The sequence below is a fragment of the Glutamicibacter soli genome (assembly GCF_003309065.1).
GTDB lineage: Bacteria > Actinomycetota > Actinomycetes > Actinomycetales > Micrococcaceae > Glutamicibacter > Glutamicibacter soli.
The window spans coordinates 155,199-173,776 of sequence record NZ_POAF01000003.1 but is presented as its reverse complement, the minus strand read 5'-3'; the positions used below and the strand labels follow the sequence as shown (position 1 = coordinate 173,776).

The window sequence follows — 18,578 nt, the reverse complement described above, 5'->3', positions numbered from 1 at the left end:
CTCAGAGCCCCGCCGCCACCAGCACGATGGCGCTGCCGCCCAGGGCGAGCATCGCGCCGGTCATCACCAGCACCGCCACCACGTCCGCGTGGATGCGTTCGTTCTTCACGCCGTGGGCCATCCTCGAATAGCGGCGGCGCTGCGAGAGGTAGATGCCGCCGGCGGCGCAGACCGCGATGCCCACCAGGACCAGCACCCCGGTGCCGTAGTGCGGAGCCCAGCGCAGGAACACGCCGCTGACCACGAGGAATGACACCAGCGTGCGCGCCCAGGCCATGACGGTGCGTTCGGGCTGCAGGCCCGGGTCGGTGACCGGGAAATCCTGTTTCATTCCGCTACTTTCCCACCAGGACCATGGCGAGCGCGGCAATGGCCCCGGCAATCGCGCCCAGGCTGAGCAGCGGCACGATGGCGGGCAGCGGCAGCGGCTTCCCGGTGCGCATGCTGCGTTCGACCCGGACCCAGCGCACGCCGGCGCCCAGGGCGATGAGCATGCCCACCCCGATGACGAAAAACGCCAGCACGGTGCGCACCGGCCCCGGGAACGCCCCGACGGTGAACGCCTCCAGGGCGATGCCTCCGGCCAGGAATGCCAGCGAGGTGCGGATCCAGGCCAGAAAGGTGCGTTCGTTGGCCAGCGTGAACCGCGGATCGGGCTCGCTGCCTTCGGGCAACAGCGTCCGGGCGAGTTTGCTGCGGTCATTCTGGGTCATGGGCATCCTTGCGCGCGGCGGCCTCCGACCGGAAAACGCCGGTGCTGGCCGCGGAAAATCTTCAGATCCGACCCCGTGCCGACACTGGCCGCCGCGGGGTTTACTGCTCTTCCAAGACTACGTCCAAAACCCCTTCGAAATCATGTTTGCGACGGCTTGCCGGGCCGTGGAATTCCGCGGAATTCCCGTGTGTTCGGCGGTGCGCGAAACCGTGGGCGCCAGCCCGCGCCGAGGACCCGAATCGGTGTAGTGTGAGTCACATATGTAGCGGTCGGGCGTCCACACCGATGACGCCTGCTTGAGTCAGGAGCCAAACATGCTCGAACTTACTGAAGACCAGAAGGCGCTCGCGGAAATGGTCCGCGATTTCGCCACCACCCGGATCGCCCCGAATGCACTGGACTGGGATGAGCGCCAGCATTTCCCCGTCGACGTGCTGGCCGAAGCAGGCCAGCTGGGCATGGGCGGAATCTACGCCGGCGAGGAGTTCGGCGGTTCGGCGCTGACCCGCAGCGACGCGATCCTGGTGTTCGAGGAACTGGCCAAGGCCTGCCCGACGATTTCAGCGTACATTTCCATCCACAACATGGTGGTGTGGATGATCGACAGTTTTGGAACCACCGAGCAGCGCGCCCACTGGTTGCCCGAGATGACCACCATGCAGAACCTTGGCTCCTATTGCCTGACCGAACCCGGGATCGGTTCGGACGCCGCGGCGCTGACCACCCGCGCGCGCCGGGACGGGGATGAGTACGTGCTCAGCGGGGTCAAACAGTTCATTTCAGGAGCCGGCACCTCGGCGCTCTACATCGTCATGGCGCGCACCGAGGACACCGGCTCGCGCGGCATCAGCGCCTTCCTGGTTCCGGGGGACAGCGCAGGGCTGAGCTTCGGCCCGAACGAGAAGAAGATGGGCTGGAAGGCGCAGCCCACCCGGCAGGTCATCATGGACGGCGTGCGCATCCCGGCCGGCAACCTGCTCGGCGCCGAAGGCCAGGGATTCTCCATGGCCATGCAGGCGCTGAACGGCGGACGGCTGAATATCGCTGCCTGTTCGCTGGGCGGCGGGCAGCATGCACTGGAGCAGTCCGCGGCATACCTCAAGGAACGCCAGGCTTTCGGCGGGCCGCTGACCCGCCAGGAGGCGCTGGTCTTCAAGCTGGCCGAGATGGACATGGGGCTGGAAGCCGCCAGGTCGCTGCTGCGCAGGGCCGCCGCCGCGCTGGACGCGAAGGCGCCTGACCGGGTCAGGCTGTGCGCCATGGCCAAGAAGGTCGCCACGGATGCAGGTTTCGAGGCCGCGAACAGCGCCATCCAGCTGCACGGCGGCTACGGCTACCTCAGCGACTACGGTCTGGAGAAGATCGTCCGCGACCTGCGGGTGCACCAGATCCTGGAAGGCACCAACGAGATCATGTCGCTGATCGTGGGCCGCGGCCTGGTCGACAAGTAGCTGCCGGGCGCCCGCGGCTCAGTCGTGCCGCGGGCGCAGCTCGACATCGAGAACCGGGGTGGAGGTATTGGTGTCCTTCCCGGTGGGATGCACCGGGATGATCTCCCGGTCGAAACTCCGCAACGCAGCGATGGACCCCAGCTCCATGGCATCCAGCAAGGTGCGCTGGGTGGGGCGCATCATCTTGATTTCCTTGCGCTCCAGCGCCGCGAACAGCGCTTCGGGATGGATCCAATTGGAGATCGCCGCTTCGGAGGTCTGGTGGCGTGGTTCCTGGTCCTCGCGCAGCACCGCGATGAAGAAGTAGGTATCGAAGCGCTTGGGATAGCCCACCGGGGTGACCCAGTTCGCCCAGGGAAGCAGCTGTTCGGGATCCAGCAGCAGACCGGTTTCCTCGAATACCTCGCGGCGGGCGGCCGCCAGCATTTCCCCGGCGTGGAAGGAGGCCTGCTGCTCACCCTCGTCCCAGACGGTGGAGTGCTTCCAGCGCTGAGCCTGTTCGGCGAGCAGCCGCGCATCGAGGGCTCCGCTGCGCACCAGCTGAGCGTCCTGCGCGTCGACCCGGCCTCCGGGGTAGACGACCATACCCGCGGCAAAGTCCATGGTGCTGACCCGGTGCTGGATGAACACCTCGAACCCGGTGTCCGCTGCGCGTAGCAACAGCACGCTGGCGGCGCGTCGGATGGGAACTTCTACGGCCGGATCTAAAATGGGCTTCGTCGTCATGAACCCCAGTATGTCCTGTATTTGCCGTGCTGAGCCAACGGTATGCACGTTCAGGCGTCATCGAGCCCGGCTATCGCTGCAGGATTCCTTGCCACTACGCTGCTGCTTGCATAGAGTGTGACGCACGCCGGGGCCTCTGCGTTCCCGGCGTACCTCGGGGCCTCGGTGGCCTGACGTCTGCTGAAAGAAGGAACTCGCGTGAAGGGTCCGCAGCTCTATGTCCTTTTCCCCGGTACGGCGCGGGAAGCCTTGAATTTCTATGCAGGGGTGTTCGGCGGCGAGCTGGCCCTGTACTCCTATGCGGAGTTCAACCGGAGCGACGGGCCGCCCACGGCGATCGCCCATGGAATGCTCAGCGGGAACGTGACGCTGGGTGCGGCCGATGCGGCGCCGGACGAGAACCCGGTGCAGATCCAGGGCGCCATGCTCTCCTTGCTGGGCGCTGCGGAACCACCCGTGCTGCACGGGTGGTTCGAGGCGCTGGCCGAGGGAGGCCGGGTCCTCGACCCGCTGGCCGCCAAGCCCTGGGGCGCCTGCGACGGCCAGGTCCTCGACCGCTTCGGCCTGACATGGCTGATCGGCTACGAACAACCATCCCAGTGAGCGGCGGGACTACTGCGGCGGGAAGGCGAGGGTTCCGAGCACCGAAACAACCGTGATGACTATCGTGGCCAGCAGTCCCAGCAGCAACGACTTGCCGCCGGTTTTCACGATACTGCGCAGGTGGACTCCGAGCCCCAAAGCGAACATGGCTGACGAGAGCAGCAGGGTCTGCAGCATCTGGCCTGCGTCAAGGGCCCAGACGGGAACAATTCCGCTGGTGCGCAGCAGCATCGCCGCGATGAATCCGAGCACGAACAGCGGCACCAGCGGCGGGTTCTTGCCGCCGGTTACCGCGTGGCGGCGGCGCATGAACATGCCCACGCCGGCGATGATCGGCGCCAGAAGCACCACGCGGGCGAGCTTGACGGTCACCGCCACCTCGAGGGCGGCCGCTCCCACCGACCCGCCGGCCGCCACGACGTGCGCGACCTCGTGGGTCGAAGCGCCCACCAGCATGCCGATGCTGCGCTCATCCATTTGCAGCAGCGCGCCGAGCGCAGGCATGGCAGGGATCATGAGGGTTCCGAAGAGCACCACCAGTCCGACGGCCGTGGCGACTTCGCTCTGCTTGGCCCGCACCACGTTCTCTGCCCCAGCCACCGCGGCCGCGCCGCAGATGGAGAACCCGGCGGCGATCAGCAGCCGTTGCGGCAGATCCATGCCCAGCCGGGAGCCGATCCACAAGGTGGCGAAGAAGGTCACTCCGACGGAGAGGAAAACCACCAGCAGCACCCCGGGGCCCAGCCCCAGGATGGTACCCAGGGACAGCTGCAGACCGAGCAGGACGATGCCCAGGCGCAGCAGCTTTTTGCCGGAGACGGCGATGCCTGGTTCCAGGGCCGTGGGAACCGGAACGATGTTTCGCCACAGCGCGCCGAGCACGATGGCCAGCAGCAGTGCGCTGACTCCGTCGAGGAATCGGCTGATGACCATGCACAGGGCCCCGGCCAACAGGCAGACCGCCAGTCCGGGGAACAGGGTGCGCAGCGTTGCGCGGGTTGATGTCGGGGAAGATGTCTGTGTCTGGTCTGTCGATTGCATGTTTTCAGTCTTCTCCCGTCACGGTTTCGGCGGTATTCGTCCCGTGGCTATTGGAGGCATATGCTCTTGATATGGATCAAGACCCGTCATCACTGAACAGCATTGCGCACTGGATCCAGTTCTCCTCGCTTTCCCTGCTGGTCGGCATCGCCGACCACGGCAGCCTCAGCGCCGGAGCCCGGGCAGCCGGCATCGCCCAACCGAATGCCTCGCGCGCCTTGAAAACCCTCGAACGCCGGCTCGGATACCAGCTGGTGGATCGCAAGACCACGGGGTCGACTCTGACTCCGGAAGGCGTGCTCACCGTCCAGTGGGCGCGCGAAGTGCTCGAATGCCTGCAGACCTTCGCCGCCGGCGCGCGGTCCCTGGCAGACCCGGGCCAGAGCGAGCTGGATTTCGGGGCCAGCATGACCGTGGCGGAGTACCTGGCGCCCAGCTGGATCGGGGCGCTGCACCGCAAGATGCCGTTGGTGAAGCCGAGAATGCGGATCATGAACTCGCAGGACGTGATCCAGTCGGTCCGGGAGGGCGAGCTGGAATTCGGTTTCGTCGAGACGCCGCACATCCCCATGGGGCTCAGAAGTCAGCAGGTCTACAGCGACGAAATGCTGATCGTCACCGCGCCGGACCACCCGTGGGCGCAACGAGGCGGCGCACTGACCCTGCACGAGCTGCAGAACACCGCGTTGATCGAACGGGAAGCGGGTTCCGGGACCCGGGCCTTCCTCGACTACATTTCCCATGCCGACCGCCCTAAGCCGCTGGCCGAGTTCAATAGCAACGCCACCATCTGCCAATGCGCGGCCGCCGGCATGGGCCCGGCGGTGCTCAGCCAGCTGGCCGTGGAAAGCCAGCTGAAGCTCGGGACGCTGGTGGAGATCCCCTTCGACGGCCCGGCGCTGGTCCGCGAGCTGCGGGCGATCTGGTCGGTGGACCACGTCCCCGGCGCCGCCGAGCAGGCGCTGCTGGAAATCGCCGCGGAATCCGCGTCCTAACCCTCCAAGAGGGAGGCTGACCTCGGATAACCTCGGCCGCAGCCGCTGTTCGATGGAAGCAAGCCCGTGCAGTGACGGGCGCATGCTGCGGGGTCCGCTGTGCAACAATGCACGCTTGGTGTGCGCAATCGGCCCCTCGAACAAGACTGGTAAACCTTTCAAAGCAGTGTGAGCTGCGACATACTCGGGTGCTACGGGACGGGTCCAATGGGGGACCTGCGGCATCGGAAGGATTGGCAGTGGCATCGGGAATTTCTGATAAAACCGAACGCAAGGGGCTGCGACGGGTCGTCGCGGCATCGATGGCGGGCACTATCGTCGAGTGGTACGAATTCTTCCTCTACGCGACCGCGGCCACCTTGGTGTTCAACAAGGTCTTCTTCCCCGACTCGGGCAACGACCTGGACAACATCATCAAGGCATTCCTCACCTATGCGGTGGGATTCATCGCCCGGCCGATCGGCGGCATCGTCTTCGGCCACTTCGGCGACAAGTACGGTCGCAAGCACCTGCTCCAGGTGGCCATCATCCTGGTCGGCGTGACCACGTTCCTCATGGGCTGCCTGCCCACCTACGACATGATCGGCTACGCGGCCCCGATCCTGTTGATCGTCCTGCGCTTCCTGCAGGGCTTCGCCGTTGGCGGCGAGTGGGGCGGCGCCGTGCTCCTGGTGGCCGAGCACGCGCCCAACCGCGAGCGAGGATTCTGGGCTTCATGGCCGCAGGCAGCGGTGCCGATCGGCAACCTGCTGGCGACCATTGTGCTGCTGGTGCTGTCCTTCACCCTCAGCGACGAGGCATTCCTCGCATGGGGCTGGCGCGTGGGTTTCTGGCTCTCTGTAGTGATCGTGGGCGTTGGTTACTACATCCGCACGAAGGTCTCCGACGCGCCGATCTTCCACGAGGCCAAGGCCGAAATGGAAGCCAATGCCGCGGCAGGCTACGGCGTGGCCGAAGTGTTCAAGCGCTACCCACGCGGGGTGTTCACCGCCATGGGCCTGCGCTTCGCGGAAAACATCCTCTATTACATGGTGGTGACCTTCTCCATCACCTACATGAGCGTGCAGCTGGACATGCAGACCTCCAACATCCTCACCCTGATGCTGCTGGCCCACGTCTTCCACGCCATCGTGGTTCCGCTGGTTGGACGCTTCACCGATACCCTGGGCCGCCGCCCGGTCTACGCCGCCGGCGCCGGATTGATGATCGTTTGGGCTGTGGTCGCCTTCCCGATGTTCAACACCCGCAACGACGCGATCATCCTGCTGGCCATCGTTGCAGGACTCGCAGTGCATGCGCTGATGTACGCGGGGCAGCCGGCGATCATGGCTGAGATGTTCCCGACCCGCATGCGCTACTCCGGGGTGTCGCTCGGCTACCAGGTCACCTCCATCGTCGCCGGGTCGATGGCTCCGATCATCGCGGCGGCCCTGCTGCGGGCGTCCGGAAGCTGGGTGCCGGTAGCCGGATACATCGTCTTCGCCGCGCTGGTGACGCTGGTTGCCGTCTACTTCCTTCGTGAATCCAAGGGAGTGGACCTCGGCGACATCGACGAGCAGGACCGCATCAGCAACGGCCTGTCCACCGAGGTGCTGGACTCCGAAAGCAAGCTGACGCGCTAGCTGTCAGGCCGCTACTGCCAGAGTGCCGCATCCCGCACCGGGGAGCGGCACTCTGGCAGTTAAACGGCACCGGCCCGGCTGTGGTGTCCCTTCAGGAATTGGCCGCGGAGGACACCGGGGCGAAGGGCGCCAAATGCCAGTCCCCGCGCTCGGCGGCCTCGTGCAGCGCCGTGGCGGTGAGCTGCACCGCCGGATTGCGCAGCGCTTCCTCACGCCCGACCAGCCAGTATTCCGATTCGTAGGTGAACTGGTCGTGGAGCACCGGAACCAGTGCCTCGTAGTGCCGGCTGAGGAATGTTGGCAGCAGGCCGATGCCGCCATGGCCCATGGTCGCCGAGTACTGCACCGCGATGCTGTTGGACGAGATGGCTCGGCGCATGGGCGGCAGCCCGCTGGTGGCATCGTCGAGCTTGTCCACCGTCAGCGCGGTGTCGATGTAGTAGTTCAGCGCATGCTCGCGCAGGTCTTCCAGTTTCCCGGGGGTCCCATGCAGGTCCAGGTACCTTTTAGTGGCGTAGAGCCGCAGCTCGTATTTCAGCAGCAGATGGGAGACCGCGCGTCGCACCTGGGGCTGGCCGATGACGATTTCCAGGTCCATGCCGGTGCGGCCCTGGCGTGCCCGCGTGGTTTCCGAGACCAGGTCGAACAGTAGCTGCGGGTGGATCTCGTGCAGCTTCGCGAGGGTCGGCGCGGCCAGATGGGCGCTGAAGGCGTCCGGTGCGGCGACGCGCACGTGGCCGGTCACCTGTCCAGGCTCGTCGGCGGAGCCGATGGCGGCGACGGCCCGTTCGATGGCCTCGGCCGAGGCCATGGCGCGCCGCCCGAGGTCGGTCAGTTCCCACCCCTGCGCCGAGCGGGTCAGCAGCCGTCCGCCCATGGCCTGCTGCAGCGAGGCGATGCGCCGGGAAATCGTGGAGTGGTTCACCCCGAGCACGTTGGCGGCCGCCGTGTACCTGCCCAGCCGGGCGACGGTCAGGAAGGCGATCAGGGACTCGAGATGGTGGTAATCGATGGGACGCTGCATGCTCCCAGTGTGCGCCAGCGCACAGCGGTGTTGCAATTTTCTCGGGTCTTTGTGCATTGAGGAAGTGATGTGGCGCACCTACGCTGGCCATATCCGGGATTACCCGAATTATCAAGCACCTGTCGGCGCGTGGAAGGAACAGCACAATGAGCGTATATGCATGGATCGGACTGGGGAACATGGGCGGACCCATGTCGGCGAACCTGGTCGCCGCCGGGCACGAGGTGCGCGGCGTCGACCTGAACGAGCAGGCCCGCGCCGCGGCGGCGGGAGCCGGTGTGCTCCTCGTCGATTCCGTGGCCAAGGCACTGGAGGGGGCGGATGCGGTGATCACCATGCTGCCCAAGGGCCAGCACGTCCGTGCGGTTTACGAGGGCCCCGAAGGCATCTGGGCCCATGCCACCGACTCGATGATGCTGCTTGACTGTTCCACCGTGGACATCGAGACCTCCCGCTACATCCACGAGCAATCCGCGGCCCGCGGCCTGAAGTTCGTCGACGCCCCGGTTTCCGGAGGCATCTCGGGAGCGGCGGCCGGATCTCTGGCCATCATGCTGGGCGGGGCGCCGGAACTCATGGAACGGGCCAGCGAACTGGTGGCGCCGATGTCAGCGCGAGCCATCGTCGCCGGCGGCCCGTCCATGGGCATCGCGGCGAAGATCTGCAACAACATGATGCTGTTCATCGACCTCATGGCCAGCGCCGAGGGATCGCAGCTGGCCGAGAAGCTGGGGCTCGATCCGCAAGTGTTCTGGGAGATCGTGTCGGTATCCTCAGGCCGTTCGTGGGCGCAGCAGACCTGGTACCCGGTTCCCGGCATCGTCGAGACCGCCGCGGCGAACAACAACTTTGACGCGACCTTCCGCGTGGACCTGGCGCGCAAGGACGTAGGGCTGGCGCTGGATGCGGGAACCACGTCAGGCATCTCGCTTCCCGCCGCGGAACTGGTCAGCAAGCACTTCGACGAGCTGATCTCCGAAGGACTGGAAGACAAGGACTGCTCGCTGATCGTTAAGAACCTGGTGCCCGGCGGGCAGGTGCGCGGCTACGGAGCGGCAGAGCATGCAAGCCGGTGACACCCGGCGCACCGTGCGCCGGGCGGTAGTCACCGGCGGCGCGGGAGGCATCGGGCTGGCCTGCGCCCGCGAGCTCTCCGCCCAGGGAGTCCGCGTCGTGGTGGCGGACCTGGACGAGCAGGCGGCGCGGAATGCGGCGGCCGAGGTCGGAGGGGAAGCCTGGGTGGTGGACCTGTCCGACACCTCGGGGCTGGAGGAGCTGTCCCTCGACGCCGACATCCTGGTCAACAATGCCGGGGTGCAGCGGGTGGGACCGATCCATGAATACCAACCCGATCATTGGCGCCTGATCCACCGATTGATGCTCGAAGCGCCGTTCCTGCTGATCCGCGCGGCGCTGCCGGGGATGTATGAGCGGGGGTTCGGGCGCATCATCAACATCTCCTCCGCCCATGGCCTGCGCGCCAGCGCGTTCAAGAGCGCCTACGTGTCGGCCAAGCACGGACTGGAGGGCCTGTCGAAGGCGACCGCGCTGGAAGGAGCGGAGCGCGGGGTGACGAGCAACTGCATCAATCCCGGATATGTGCGCACCCCGCTGGTCGAAGCGCAGATCGCCGACCAGGCGAGGGCCCACGGCATCGACGAATCCGAAGTGATGGAAAAGATCATGCTGACCGAGATGGCGGTCAAGCGGCTCATCGAGCCGGAGGAAGTCGCTTCGCTGGCCGGTTGGCTTGCGGGGGACAGTGCTGCGATGGCCACCGGAGCCAGCTACGCCATCGACGGAGGCTGGACGGCGCAATAGCCATTGAACCCGCCGCGGCAAACAGCGGGCAGGTGCCGGGAATGGACTTCCCGGCGCCTGCCCGCTGTCGTTTCTCGGCCGTATTTATGCCTTTGCTACGTGGTGCCCCAGCTGGCTGGTCGGCACGCGGTAGGTTTCGCGGGCGGTCAGCGCGGAGAGCGAGGCGATCAGGGCGATGGCCGCGGTGAACAGGCTGATCTGCACCCAGCCGCCGGGCTGCAGTCCGCCCAGGGCGGCGACGATGGACGGGGCGAAGCCAGCCATCAGGAAGCCCAGCTGGGTGCCGATGGCCAGGCCGGAGAAGCGCACCTGGGAGGAGAACATCTCCGCGTAGAAGCTCGGCCATACGGCGTTGGCCGCCGCGTAGGCGCAGGAGAAGACCAGCAGCGAGAGCCCGAACTGCAGCAGCGTGTTGCTGGTTTCCATGGATCGCAGGTAGAAGGGCATGACCGCGGCGGAAGCCAGCGCGCCGTAGATGAAGACCGGTTTGCGGCCGATCTTGTCGGCCAGCATGCCGAAGAGCGGTTGGGTGAGCAGTGCTCCGATATTGCCTGCCACGACCAGCCACAGGGTGATGGACTCGTCCATGTTGCCAATGGTCTTGCCGTAGGAGATGGCCAGGGTTCCATACACGGTGGACACCGCGGCGATGAACGCGCACAGCACCACGCGCAGCACGTCCTTCCAATGGAAGCGCAGCAGCACCGCCAGCGGCAGCTTGGCGATCTCGTTGTTCTTCTTGGCCTTCTCGAATTCAGGGGTCTCATGCAGCGAGCGGCGGATGAAGAAGGTGACCACAACAACCACGGCGGACAGCCAAAACGGGATGCGCCAGCCGATGCCGAACTTGATCTCGTCCGGCAGTGCCACTACCGGAATGAAGATCAAGGCCGCCAGGATCTGGCCGCCCTGGGTGCCGGTCAGGGTCCAGGAGGTGAAGAAGCTGCGCCGGTGATCCGGGGCGTGCTCCAGGGACATGGAGGAGGCACCGGCCTGCTCGCCGGCGGCGGACAGGCCCTGCATCAGGCGGGCGACCACCAGCAGGATCGGGGCCAGCCAGCCGACCTGGTCGAAGGTGGGCAGGCAGCCGATGGCGAAGGTCGAGGCTCCCATGAGCACCAGGGTGAACATCAAGACCTTCTGGCGTCCGATCCGGTCGCCGAAGTGGCCCAGGATGATCGCGCCGATGGGGCGGGCGATGTAGGCGAAGCCGAAGGTCGCCAGGGACATGACCGCGGCGTTGGTGTCGGCGTCGGGGAAGAAGATGTGCGGGAAGATCAGGGCTGCGGCGGAGCCGAAGATGAAGAAGTCGTAGTATTCGACGGCGCTGCCCATGAAGCTGGCCAGCGCGGCCTTGACCGGCGTGCGCTGCCCGGCTCCGTTGTCTTCAGATGCCGACGGCTTCGGTGTCGTGGTCATCGGGTTACTCCCTAGATGGTGGCGATGTTCTGGCCTCATTCCTACAAATGTTCGCTATGCGACCACTTGTTCGGAATGTGTTCATTGGTTTAGAGTAGATGCAAATCACAGACGAAGCAATACCTGTTGCATCGATGACTGAATGCGAGGACCTGCGATGAGTACAACTGCCGAATCCTATTTGGTGGGCTTGATCGGCGACGGGGTGATGCCGTCGCTGACTCCCGGGATGCACGAGCGGGAGGCTGATGCGCAGGGCCTGCGCTACCTGTACCGTCCCATCGACCTCACCGTGCTGGAGCGCCCGGGCAGCGATGTGGGTGCTCTATTAAAGGCCGGTGAGCAGCTCGGATTCAATGCCTTCAACATCACCCATCCGTGCAAGCAGCTGGTCCTGGAGCACCTTGATGAGATCTCCCAGAACGCGCGGGACATCGGCGCGGTGAATACGGTGGTCATCCGCGACGGGAAGTTCCACGGCTACAACACCGACGCCTCAGGATTCGGCCGCGGCTTCGCCGAAGGGCTGCCCGGAGCCAACCAGCAACAGGTCCTGCAGCTGGGAGCCGGCGGCGCCGGATCCGCCGTGGCCTACGCGCTGCTGGCGTCCGGAACCGAGCAGCTGTTCCTGGTGGACCCGGACGCGCAGCGCGCTGGGCAGCGGGCCGCGGAATTGAACCGGCTTTTCCCTGAAGCCACGGTCACCGCGGCGTCCCCTGACCAGGTTCCCGAGCTGCTGCCTGCGGCGGACGGGCTGCTGAACGCCACCCCGATCGGCATGCACCACCACCCGGGCCTGCCGCTGGATTTGGCCGGGCTCGAATCCCGCCACTGGGTAGCCGACTGCATCTACCGCCCGGTCGACACCGAACTGATCCTCGCAGCCCGCGACCGCGGCTGCCGGGTGCTTGACGGCGGGCACATGGCGGTGGGCCAGGCCGTGGACTCCTTCGAGATCTTCACCGGCATCAAGCCCGATGCCGCGCGCATGCGCGCACACCTGCTGGAAATGCTGGAGGCGGGCCTGTAATGCGCACCTCCATTGCCACCGTGTGCCTCTCGGGCACGCTGGAAGAGAAGATGCTCGCCTGCGCCAAGGCCGGATTCGACGGCATCGAGATCTTCGAGCAGGACCTTCTGGTCAGCCCGATGTCCCCGGAGGAGGTCCGGGCGCTGGCCGCGCGACTGGGGCTCACCTTGGACCTGTTCCAGCCCTTCCGCGACTTCGAAGGCGTCGAGCCGCAGCTGCTGCAGGCGAATCTGCACCGGGCGGAGGCGAAGTTCAAGCTCATGACGCGCCTGGGCATGGACATGATGCTGCTGTGCTCCAATGTCGGCACCGCCACGATCAACGACGACGAGCTGTTCGTCTCCCAGATCCGCCAGCTCGCGGACCTGGCCGCCGGATACGGGATCCGCATCGCCTACGAGGCGCTGGCCTGGGGCACATACGTGAACACCTACCAGCACTCCTGGGAGATCGCCCGCCAGGTGGACCGCGAGAACGTGGGCATCTGCCTGGACAGCTTCCACATCCTCTCGCGCGGGGACGACCCCGAGGCGATCGCGCAGATCCCGGGGGAGAAGATCTTCTTCGTGCAGCTGGCCGACGCCCCGGTGCTGTCCATGGACATCCTGTCCTGGTCGCGGCACTACCGGGTGTTCCCGGGGCAGGGCGGATTCAAGCTGGACGAGTTCCTCGGCGCCATCGCCCGCTCGGGCTATGCCGGCATCATTTCGCTGGAAATCTTCAACGACGTCTTCCGCCAGTCGAATGTCGAGCGCACCGCGGTGGACGGGCTGCGCTCGCTGAACCTGCTGCAGTCCCAAACCGCCGCGCTGCTCGATGCGCAGGGCATCGGCTCCGCTCTTGCACTGCAGGCGCTGCCCGGCGGGCAGAAGGCCAACGGTTTCGACTTCACCGAAATCCGCACCGAGGACCCCGAACCGGTGGCCCGGCTGCTGGCCCAGCTGGGCTTCGAATTCCGCGGCCAGCACCGGCGCAAGCCGGTGCAGCTGTTCAGCGCCGGCGGGGCGCGGATCATCATCAACTCGCAACGCAGCCGCGGGGTCACCGCCGCGGTGTCAGGCTTCGGGGTGCAGGTCCCGGACCCCGCCGCGGCCGGCGAGCGCGCCGTGCAGCTGCTGGCCCGCCCGGTCCCGCGCCAGCACCTGCGCAACGAGGCGGACCTGCCCGGCTTCAACGCCCCGGACAACACCGAGGTCTTCTTCGGAGCCACCGGGGACGCCGGGGGCTGGGAAGCCGAATTCGGGGTCCACGAGTCCGGAGCCGCGGCGGAGCACCCCGCGCTGATCCAGTGCATCGACCACCTGAACCTCGCCCAGCCTTGGCAGTCATTCGACGAATCCGTGCTGTTCTACACCAGCGTGCTCAACCTCCAGGCGCTGCCCGGCACCGAGGTTCCCAGCCCCATGGGGCTGGTCCGCTCGCAGGTGCTGGCCACCGGGGACAATGCGGTCAGGTTGGCGCTGAACATCGTTCCGCACGGGCTGGAAGAGGCCATCGACAGGAACCACGAGTACCCCGAGCACATCGCGGTGCGCACTGGGGACATCATCACCCTGGCCCGCAACGCGGTGGCCGACGGCATGGACTTCCTGCACATCCCGGCCAACTACTACGAGGACCTCGCCGCGCGCTTCGACCTGGAGCCGCAGCTGCTCCAGACTTTGCAGGAGCTGAACCTGCTGTACGACCGGGACGAGCACGGGGAGTTCCTGCATTTCTACACAGAGACCATTGGAAACATGTTCTTTGAAGTAGTTGAGCGCCGCGATGGTTACGATGGGTACGGGGCGCCCAATGCCCCAATCCGGCTGGCCGCGCAATTCGAGCGCAACCGCTGGAGCAGACACTAGCCACGGGGAGAATCGACTGTGACGCAGCGGCCGGACTACTTTGTTAAATCCACGGAGAAGACCCTGGCCGTCCTGCTCGCCTTCAACGGCGGAAACCCGGAGATGACCGTCAGCCAGGTCGCCGCCGCCACCGAACAGACCCGCGCCTCCGCCCGCCGCTTCCTGCTGACCCTCACCGACCTGGGCTACCTGGAAGCCAACGGAGCGAACTTCCGCCTGACCCCGCGCGTGCTGGACCTGGGAGCCTCCTACCTTTCCGGGCTGACGCTGCCCAAGGCCGCCACCTTGCACCTGGAAAGCCTGGCCCGCGAGCTGGAGGAAAGTGCCGCACTGTGCGTCTTGGAAGGCCAGGACATCCTGTACATCGAGCGGGTGTCCTCGCCGCGGCTGTATTCGATGAACGTGTCCATCGGCAACCGGCTTCCTGCCTGGGTCACCTCCATGGGCCGTGTGCTGATCGCCGAGCTGGGCGACGCAGAGCAGAAGGAGTTCTTGGCGCAGATCGACCTGCAGCGCTACACCGAGCACACCGTGGCGAACCTGGAGCAGCTGCGCGCGGAGCTGGCCCGGGTGAAGGAGCAGGGCTGGTCGCTGGTGAACCAGGAACTGGACGAGGGCCTGCGCGGGCTGGCCGTGCCGGTGTACCGGGGAGACCAGCTGCTGGGCGCGCTGAACATTTCGGTGCAGCGCGGGCGCGCGGACCTGCAGAGCATCACCGAGCAGCTGGTGCCGCGCCTGCGCCGGGCCGCGCAGGACATCGCCGACGACTTCGGGGGACGGCTGGCCTGACAAGCCGCCCGGTTGCGCCGCGACGGCGTAGGCTGTCCTGCATGAGCACAGGCAAGGCGGCCATGGCGCCGCACGAGCACCCGGCATTCGCCAACGACAAGTCCGCCCAGTGGCTGGGCGCCGAGGTGCTGCGCGCTGACTACGGCGACGTGGTGATCAAGATGCGGCTGCGCGATGACATGCTCAACGGCTACGGCATCGCGCAGGGCGGCATGATCGTCGCCTTCGCGGATACCGCCTTCGCCCTGGTCTGCAACGACCCCCACAGCGATGCAAGCACCATCACCGTGGCCTCCGGGGTGGACGTGAACTTCATGAATCCGGGATTCTCCGGGGATACCACCACCGCCACCGCCAAGCTGGTGGGCCATGCCGGGCGCAGCGGGCTGTTCGACATCGAGGTCACCCGCGACAACCAGGACGGCAGCACCACCCACCTGATCCATATGCGCGGGCGTTCGCGCACCATCCCCAACCGCAGCTAGGTCCGGGCGATCGCCTGCCCAACTCGGAGTCCGACAGGGCCCTGCGCCCGAGCCATTGCGGCCCTCGGCCACTACGAGCCGGCCGGCGCTGAAGCAGTCGGGTCGGTGCCAGGTTGCTGCCCATCGGGCAGTGCAGGAGGACGCCCGGTAGGCATGCCTCCTGGGGCCCCTCCGCCGCCTGGGGCCCCTGCGCCGCCTGGAGCACCGCCGCCTCCCGGGGCTCCTCCGCCGGTAGCCTCGGTGTTCGTATTCACATTGACCGTGAGGCGCACGGTGTAGCCGGCGCTTGTATCTCCGGTGACGGTCGCCAGCTGGGTGGCCCCCGAATCATCGCCGAAGACATTGTCCGAGTCCAGACTCACGCCCTGCAGGTTCTTCACCGACTGCTCGTAGCCGGTGGTGGCGTACACCGCGGTACAGGTTTCCTGCGGCAAGGCGACCTGCGAGGTGGCGATCGCCGTGGTGTGGTCGGTAATCGACCCGGTATCCGGGTACACCTCGAAGTGGATGTGCGGCCAGCGCCCGGCATAACATGCAGGGAAGATGCTGGTGTAGCGCACCAGACCCTCGGCATCGGCCACCTGGACCCCGCGCAGGTAGTTCTCATTTTCCAGACCGCTGGAGTACATGGAGTATTCCCCGGACCGGTCGCAGTGCCACACGTACACGGCCACACCCTCGAAGGGCTGGTTGTTGTTGGCCATGTCCACGATCTTCAGTTCAAGGGTCATCGGGATGCCCTCAGCCGTGGTGGTGCTGGTGCCGAAGCTGGAGCGGATGTCGCTGCGGACGATTCCGCTTTGCTCCAGCACATCGGGCCCATTGGACCCGTCGCCCGGGTACGGGCCGGCGGTCTCGTCAGGGATCTCTGCGGCGGTGGACGGGGAAGGGGAACCCTGGGTGCCGGTGGGGGAACAGGCCGCCAGGGCGAACGCGAGCGTGCCCACTCCCATCCCGGCCAGGACCTTGCGCCGCTCGATCAGGGTGCCGACGTCGAAGGACAGACCCTGGTCCTCAAGATCTTCTTCGGGCCGGGGCAACTGTCGGTGTCCGAACCAGCGTGGTGGGGGATTCATAGCGCGCTCCTTGAAGCAGGTGACATGGGATTGATTGCCGTGTTCACTACCGTAGACGCACGGATCATGGCCCATCACAGGAGGCACTGTGGGTTTTCTGAGAAGGGCTGGCGGCTAGCTTCCCTTGGAGGCGATGGCCTGCTCGAGCAGCAGCGAGAGACGGCGCACGCCCTCGGCGATGGTTTCCTCGTCCACCGAGCAGAACGCCAGCCGCAGCTTGTTGCTGGCCTCTCCCGAAGGGCTGAACGCCGCCCCCGGAATGAAGATGACCCCGGCCTTCACACCCTGCTGCAGTAGCTCGTAGGTGTCGATGCCCTCGGGCAGCGTCAGCCAGATGAAGAATCCGCCCTCCGGATGGGTATGGGTGATCCCCGCCGGCAAATGCTCGCCCAGCGCGGCCAGCATGGCGTCGCGGCGCGAACGATACAAATCGTTGTACTTGGCAATCTGGCCCTTCCAGTCATGCTCGTCCAAGTAGGCGCTGATGATCATCTGGTTCAACGTCGGCGGGCACAGCGCCACGGCCTCGCCGGCCAGGTAGAAGCGGCGGAACAGGTTGGTGGGCACCGCAGCCCAGCCGATGCGCAGGCCCGGGGCGAAGATCTTGGAGAAGGAACCCATGTAGATGACGTTCTGCGCATCCAGACTGCGCAGCGTCGGGGCAGCCTCGCCCTCGTAGCGCAGCATGCCGTACGGGTTGTCCTCGAGGATCAGGATGCCGGCCTCGCGGCAGATCTCGACGATTTCGCTCCGGCGCTCGGCGGCCAGCGTGATTCCCGAGGGGTTGTTGAAGTTCGGAATGGTGTAGAGGAACTTGATTCGCTCGCCGGCGGCGCGCAGCTCGGCGATGCGGGCGCGCAGCGCGTCGGGGATGAGCCCGTTCTCATCGGTGCCCACCGGGCGGGCCTTGACCTGGTAGGCCTCGAAGGTGTTCAGCGCGCCCACATAGGTGGGATCTTCGCACAGGACGGTGTCGCCAGGGTCGCAGAAAACCTTGCAGGCCATGTCCTGGGCTGACTGCGAGCCGTTGGTGACCACCACGTCCTCGATACCCACGTTCGTGATGCCCTCGGCAGCCATGACTTCGATGATCTGCGCGCGTAGCTCGGGGGTTCCCAGACCGGAGCCGTATTGCAGGGCCACCGGCCCCTGCTCGACGATGATGCGCTGGGCCAGCTCGCCGACTTTCTGAAGCGGCAGCAGCTGTAGGTACGGGTTGCCGCCGGCCAGCGAAACCAGCGAAGGATCCAGCGACAGCTCGAACACGTCGCGGACCGCCGACTGCTTGATTCCGGCGGCGCGCCGGGAGAAGAGCGCTTCCTGCACGTCCTGGATGGAACGCTGATCGGTTGACATGGGTCCTCCTGGATCGGCCGGCCCCACGGTAGCGGGAGCCCGGCGACTGCGACGTTCAGTGGCGCAGAAAAGTTTTCAAATAGAATACTTTGGTATTCCAACAGGAAAACAGGTGCTTGGCAAGATCCTAGGCCCCGAAAACCGCAATTTCGCTGTCAGTTCGCCCTGGATGACGGGTTCTCGCGGGAGTCCAGCCAAGCCTGGATGGCGCTGGGGCGGATGCGGCGATGCGTGCCCCGGTATTCCACCGGAATGATTCCGGAGTCCGCGAGCTTGCGAAGATAGCTGTTGGAAATCCCCGCCATCTGGGCCGCCTGTGAGGTGTTCAGCAGCAGTTCGGCGGTGCCGATGGTGACCGAGTCCCCGGCGGCGAAGCGCGAGAGCACTTCGATCAACGCGTCGTGGGCATCCTTCGGGATCTGCAGGGCGGTGCCGTTGACGAATACCGTCGTGTCGCTGGATTCGGCCAGCGCGCGGCGCAGCCTCGCGGTGGTTTTTTCATCGAGTGCCTCGAAGGTGCGCACCTTGCCCAGCGCGGAAGTCGGAGTTGCCATAGGTCTCATTTTGCCTGAGAA

Annotated in this window: 19 protein-coding genes; 10 read left to right on the top strand and 9 right to left on the bottom strand. The window is 66.1% G+C overall.

The genetic code is table 11. The features are described from left to right. Nucleotide 1: 1 nt before the first annotated feature. Nucleotides 2–331, bottom strand: coding sequence for a DUF202 domain-containing protein (locus tag C1H84_RS07420; protein WP_047120115.1), 330 nt, complete (start codon nucleotides 329–331; stop codon nucleotides 2–4). Between the two features lie 4 nt (nucleotides 332–335). Then, on the bottom strand, nucleotides 336–713 hold the full coding sequence (locus C1H84_RS07415; RefSeq protein WP_113606996.1) for a YidH family protein: 378 nt from the start codon (nucleotides 711–713) through the stop codon (nucleotides 336–338). 316 nt (nucleotides 714–1,029) lie between these two features. Here C1H84_RS07415 and C1H84_RS07410 point away from each other — a divergent pair, with 316 nt between their 5' ends. Beyond that, nucleotides 1,030–2,166, top strand: coding sequence for an acyl-CoA dehydrogenase family protein (locus C1H84_RS07410; RefSeq protein WP_047120113.1), 1,137 nt, complete (start codon nucleotides 1,030–1,032; stop codon nucleotides 2,164–2,166). Nucleotides 2,167–2,184: 18 nt separating this feature from the next. On the opposite strand, the gene C1H84_RS07405 is transcribed toward C1H84_RS07410, so the two are convergent. After that, entirely contained in the window at nucleotides 2,185–2,892 is a 708-nt protein-coding gene (locus tag C1H84_RS07405) for an NUDIX hydrolase (RefSeq protein WP_047120112.1), read from the bottom strand. A gap of 198 nt (nucleotides 2,893–3,090) precedes the next feature. On the opposite strand from C1H84_RS07405, the gene C1H84_RS07400 reads away from it, so the two are divergent. After that, nucleotides 3,091–3,495 (top strand): VOC family protein, encoded by a 405-nt coding sequence (locus C1H84_RS07400; RefSeq protein WP_047120111.1) that lies wholly within the window; start codon nucleotides 3,091–3,093, stop codon nucleotides 3,493–3,495. 9 nt (nucleotides 3,496–3,504) lie between these two features. On the opposite strand, the gene C1H84_RS07395 is transcribed toward C1H84_RS07400, so the two are convergent. Beyond that, the gene (locus C1H84_RS07395; RefSeq protein ID WP_113606995.1) at nucleotides 3,505–4,536 is read right to left on the bottom strand and encodes a YeiH family protein; all 1,032 of its coding nucleotides are present in this window, start codon (nucleotides 4,534–4,536) and stop codon (nucleotides 3,505–3,507) included. Nucleotides 4,537–4,607: 71 nt separating this feature from the next. Between C1H84_RS07395 and C1H84_RS07390 the strand changes: the two genes are divergently transcribed. Next, complete coding sequence (locus tag C1H84_RS07390) at nucleotides 4,608–5,531, top strand: LysR substrate-binding domain-containing protein (RefSeq protein ID WP_113606994.1); 924 nt, start codon at nucleotides 4,608–4,610, stop codon at nucleotides 5,529–5,531. A 233-nt stretch (nucleotides 5,532–5,764) separates the two neighbouring features. Then, nucleotides 5,765–7,153, top strand: a complete 1,389-nt coding sequence (locus C1H84_RS07385) for an MFS transporter (RefSeq protein ID WP_425323562.1) — start codon at nucleotides 5,765–5,767, stop codon at nucleotides 7,151–7,153. A gap of 91 nt (nucleotides 7,154–7,244) precedes the next feature. Here the strand turns inward: C1H84_RS07385 and C1H84_RS07380 are convergent, their stop codons facing one another. After that, entirely contained in the window at nucleotides 7,245–8,177 is a 933-nt protein-coding gene (locus tag C1H84_RS07380) for a LysR family transcriptional regulator (RefSeq protein ID WP_053798795.1), read from the bottom strand. A gap of 146 nt (nucleotides 8,178–8,323) precedes the next feature. Here C1H84_RS07380 and mmsB point away from each other — a divergent pair, with 146 nt between their 5' ends. Beyond that, the gene (gene mmsB, locus C1H84_RS07375; protein ID WP_053798794.1) at nucleotides 8,324–9,253 is read left to right on the top strand and encodes a 3-hydroxyisobutyrate dehydrogenase; all 930 of its coding nucleotides are present in this window, start codon (nucleotides 8,324–8,326) and stop codon (nucleotides 9,251–9,253) included. Beyond that, nucleotides 9,240–9,998 carry a 3-hydroxybutyrate dehydrogenase gene (locus C1H84_RS07370; protein ID WP_047120105.1) on the top strand — a complete coding sequence of 253 codons (759 nt, stop codon included), beginning with the start codon at nucleotides 9,240–9,242 and terminating at the stop codon, nucleotides 9,996–9,998. The genes mmsB and C1H84_RS07370 overlap by 14 nt, the downstream gene beginning before the upstream one ends. Nucleotides 9,999–10,082: 84 nt before the next feature. On the opposite strand, the gene C1H84_RS07365 is transcribed toward C1H84_RS07370, so the two are convergent. Then, nucleotides 10,083–11,417: an MFS transporter gene (locus C1H84_RS07365; RefSeq protein ID WP_113606993.1), complete on the bottom strand. Its 1,335-nt coding sequence runs from the start codon at nucleotides 11,415–11,417 to the stop codon at nucleotides 10,083–10,085. A 157-nt stretch (nucleotides 11,418–11,574) separates the two neighbouring features. Here C1H84_RS07365 and C1H84_RS07360 point away from each other — a divergent pair, with 157 nt between their 5' ends. The 4 genes from C1H84_RS07360 to C1H84_RS07345 are packed head-to-tail and all read left to right on the top strand — an operon-like array spanning nucleotide 11,575 to nucleotide 15,571. Beyond that, nucleotides 11,575–12,447, top strand: a complete 873-nt coding sequence (locus tag C1H84_RS07360) for a shikimate dehydrogenase (protein ID WP_047120103.1) — start codon at nucleotides 11,575–11,577, stop codon at nucleotides 12,445–12,447. Further along, nucleotides 12,447–14,297, top strand: coding sequence for a bifunctional sugar phosphate isomerase/epimerase/4-hydroxyphenylpyruvate dioxygenase family protein (locus C1H84_RS07355; RefSeq protein WP_113606992.1), 1,851 nt, complete (start codon nucleotides 12,447–12,449; stop codon nucleotides 14,295–14,297). Before C1H84_RS07360 ends, C1H84_RS07355 begins: the two co-directional genes overlap by 1 nt. Nucleotides 14,298–14,315: 18 nt before the next feature. Continuing rightward, nucleotides 14,316–15,086 carry an IclR family transcriptional regulator domain-containing protein gene (locus C1H84_RS07350; protein WP_047120101.1) on the top strand — a complete coding sequence of 257 codons (771 nt, stop codon included), beginning with the start codon at nucleotides 14,316–14,318 and terminating at the stop codon, nucleotides 15,084–15,086. A gap of 41 nt (nucleotides 15,087–15,127) precedes the next feature. Then, the gene (locus C1H84_RS07345) at nucleotides 15,128–15,571 is read left to right on the top strand and encodes a hotdog fold thioesterase (RefSeq protein ID WP_244910842.1); all 444 of its coding nucleotides are present in this window, start codon (nucleotides 15,128–15,130) and stop codon (nucleotides 15,569–15,571) included. Nucleotides 15,572–15,642: 71 nt separating this feature from the next. Here C1H84_RS07345 and C1H84_RS07340 read toward each other — a convergent pair whose 3' ends face one another. From C1H84_RS07340 to C1H84_RS07330, 3 genes are all read right to left on the bottom strand, one after another. Beyond that, complete coding sequence (locus C1H84_RS07340) at nucleotides 15,643–16,647, bottom strand: intradiol ring-cleavage dioxygenase (protein WP_113606991.1); 1,005 nt, start codon at nucleotides 16,645–16,647, stop codon at nucleotides 15,643–15,645. 114 nt (nucleotides 16,648–16,761) lie between these two features. Then, the gene (locus tag C1H84_RS07335) at nucleotides 16,762–18,003 is read right to left on the bottom strand and encodes an aminotransferase-like domain-containing protein (RefSeq protein WP_113606990.1); all 1,242 of its coding nucleotides are present in this window, start codon (nucleotides 18,001–18,003) and stop codon (nucleotides 16,762–16,764) included. Between the two features lie 155 nt (nucleotides 18,004–18,158). Then, on the bottom strand, nucleotides 18,159–18,557 hold the full coding sequence (locus C1H84_RS07330) for a helix-turn-helix domain-containing protein (protein ID WP_113606989.1): 399 nt from the start codon (nucleotides 18,555–18,557) through the stop codon (nucleotides 18,159–18,161). Between the last annotated feature and the right edge of the window lie 21 nt (nucleotides 18,558–18,578).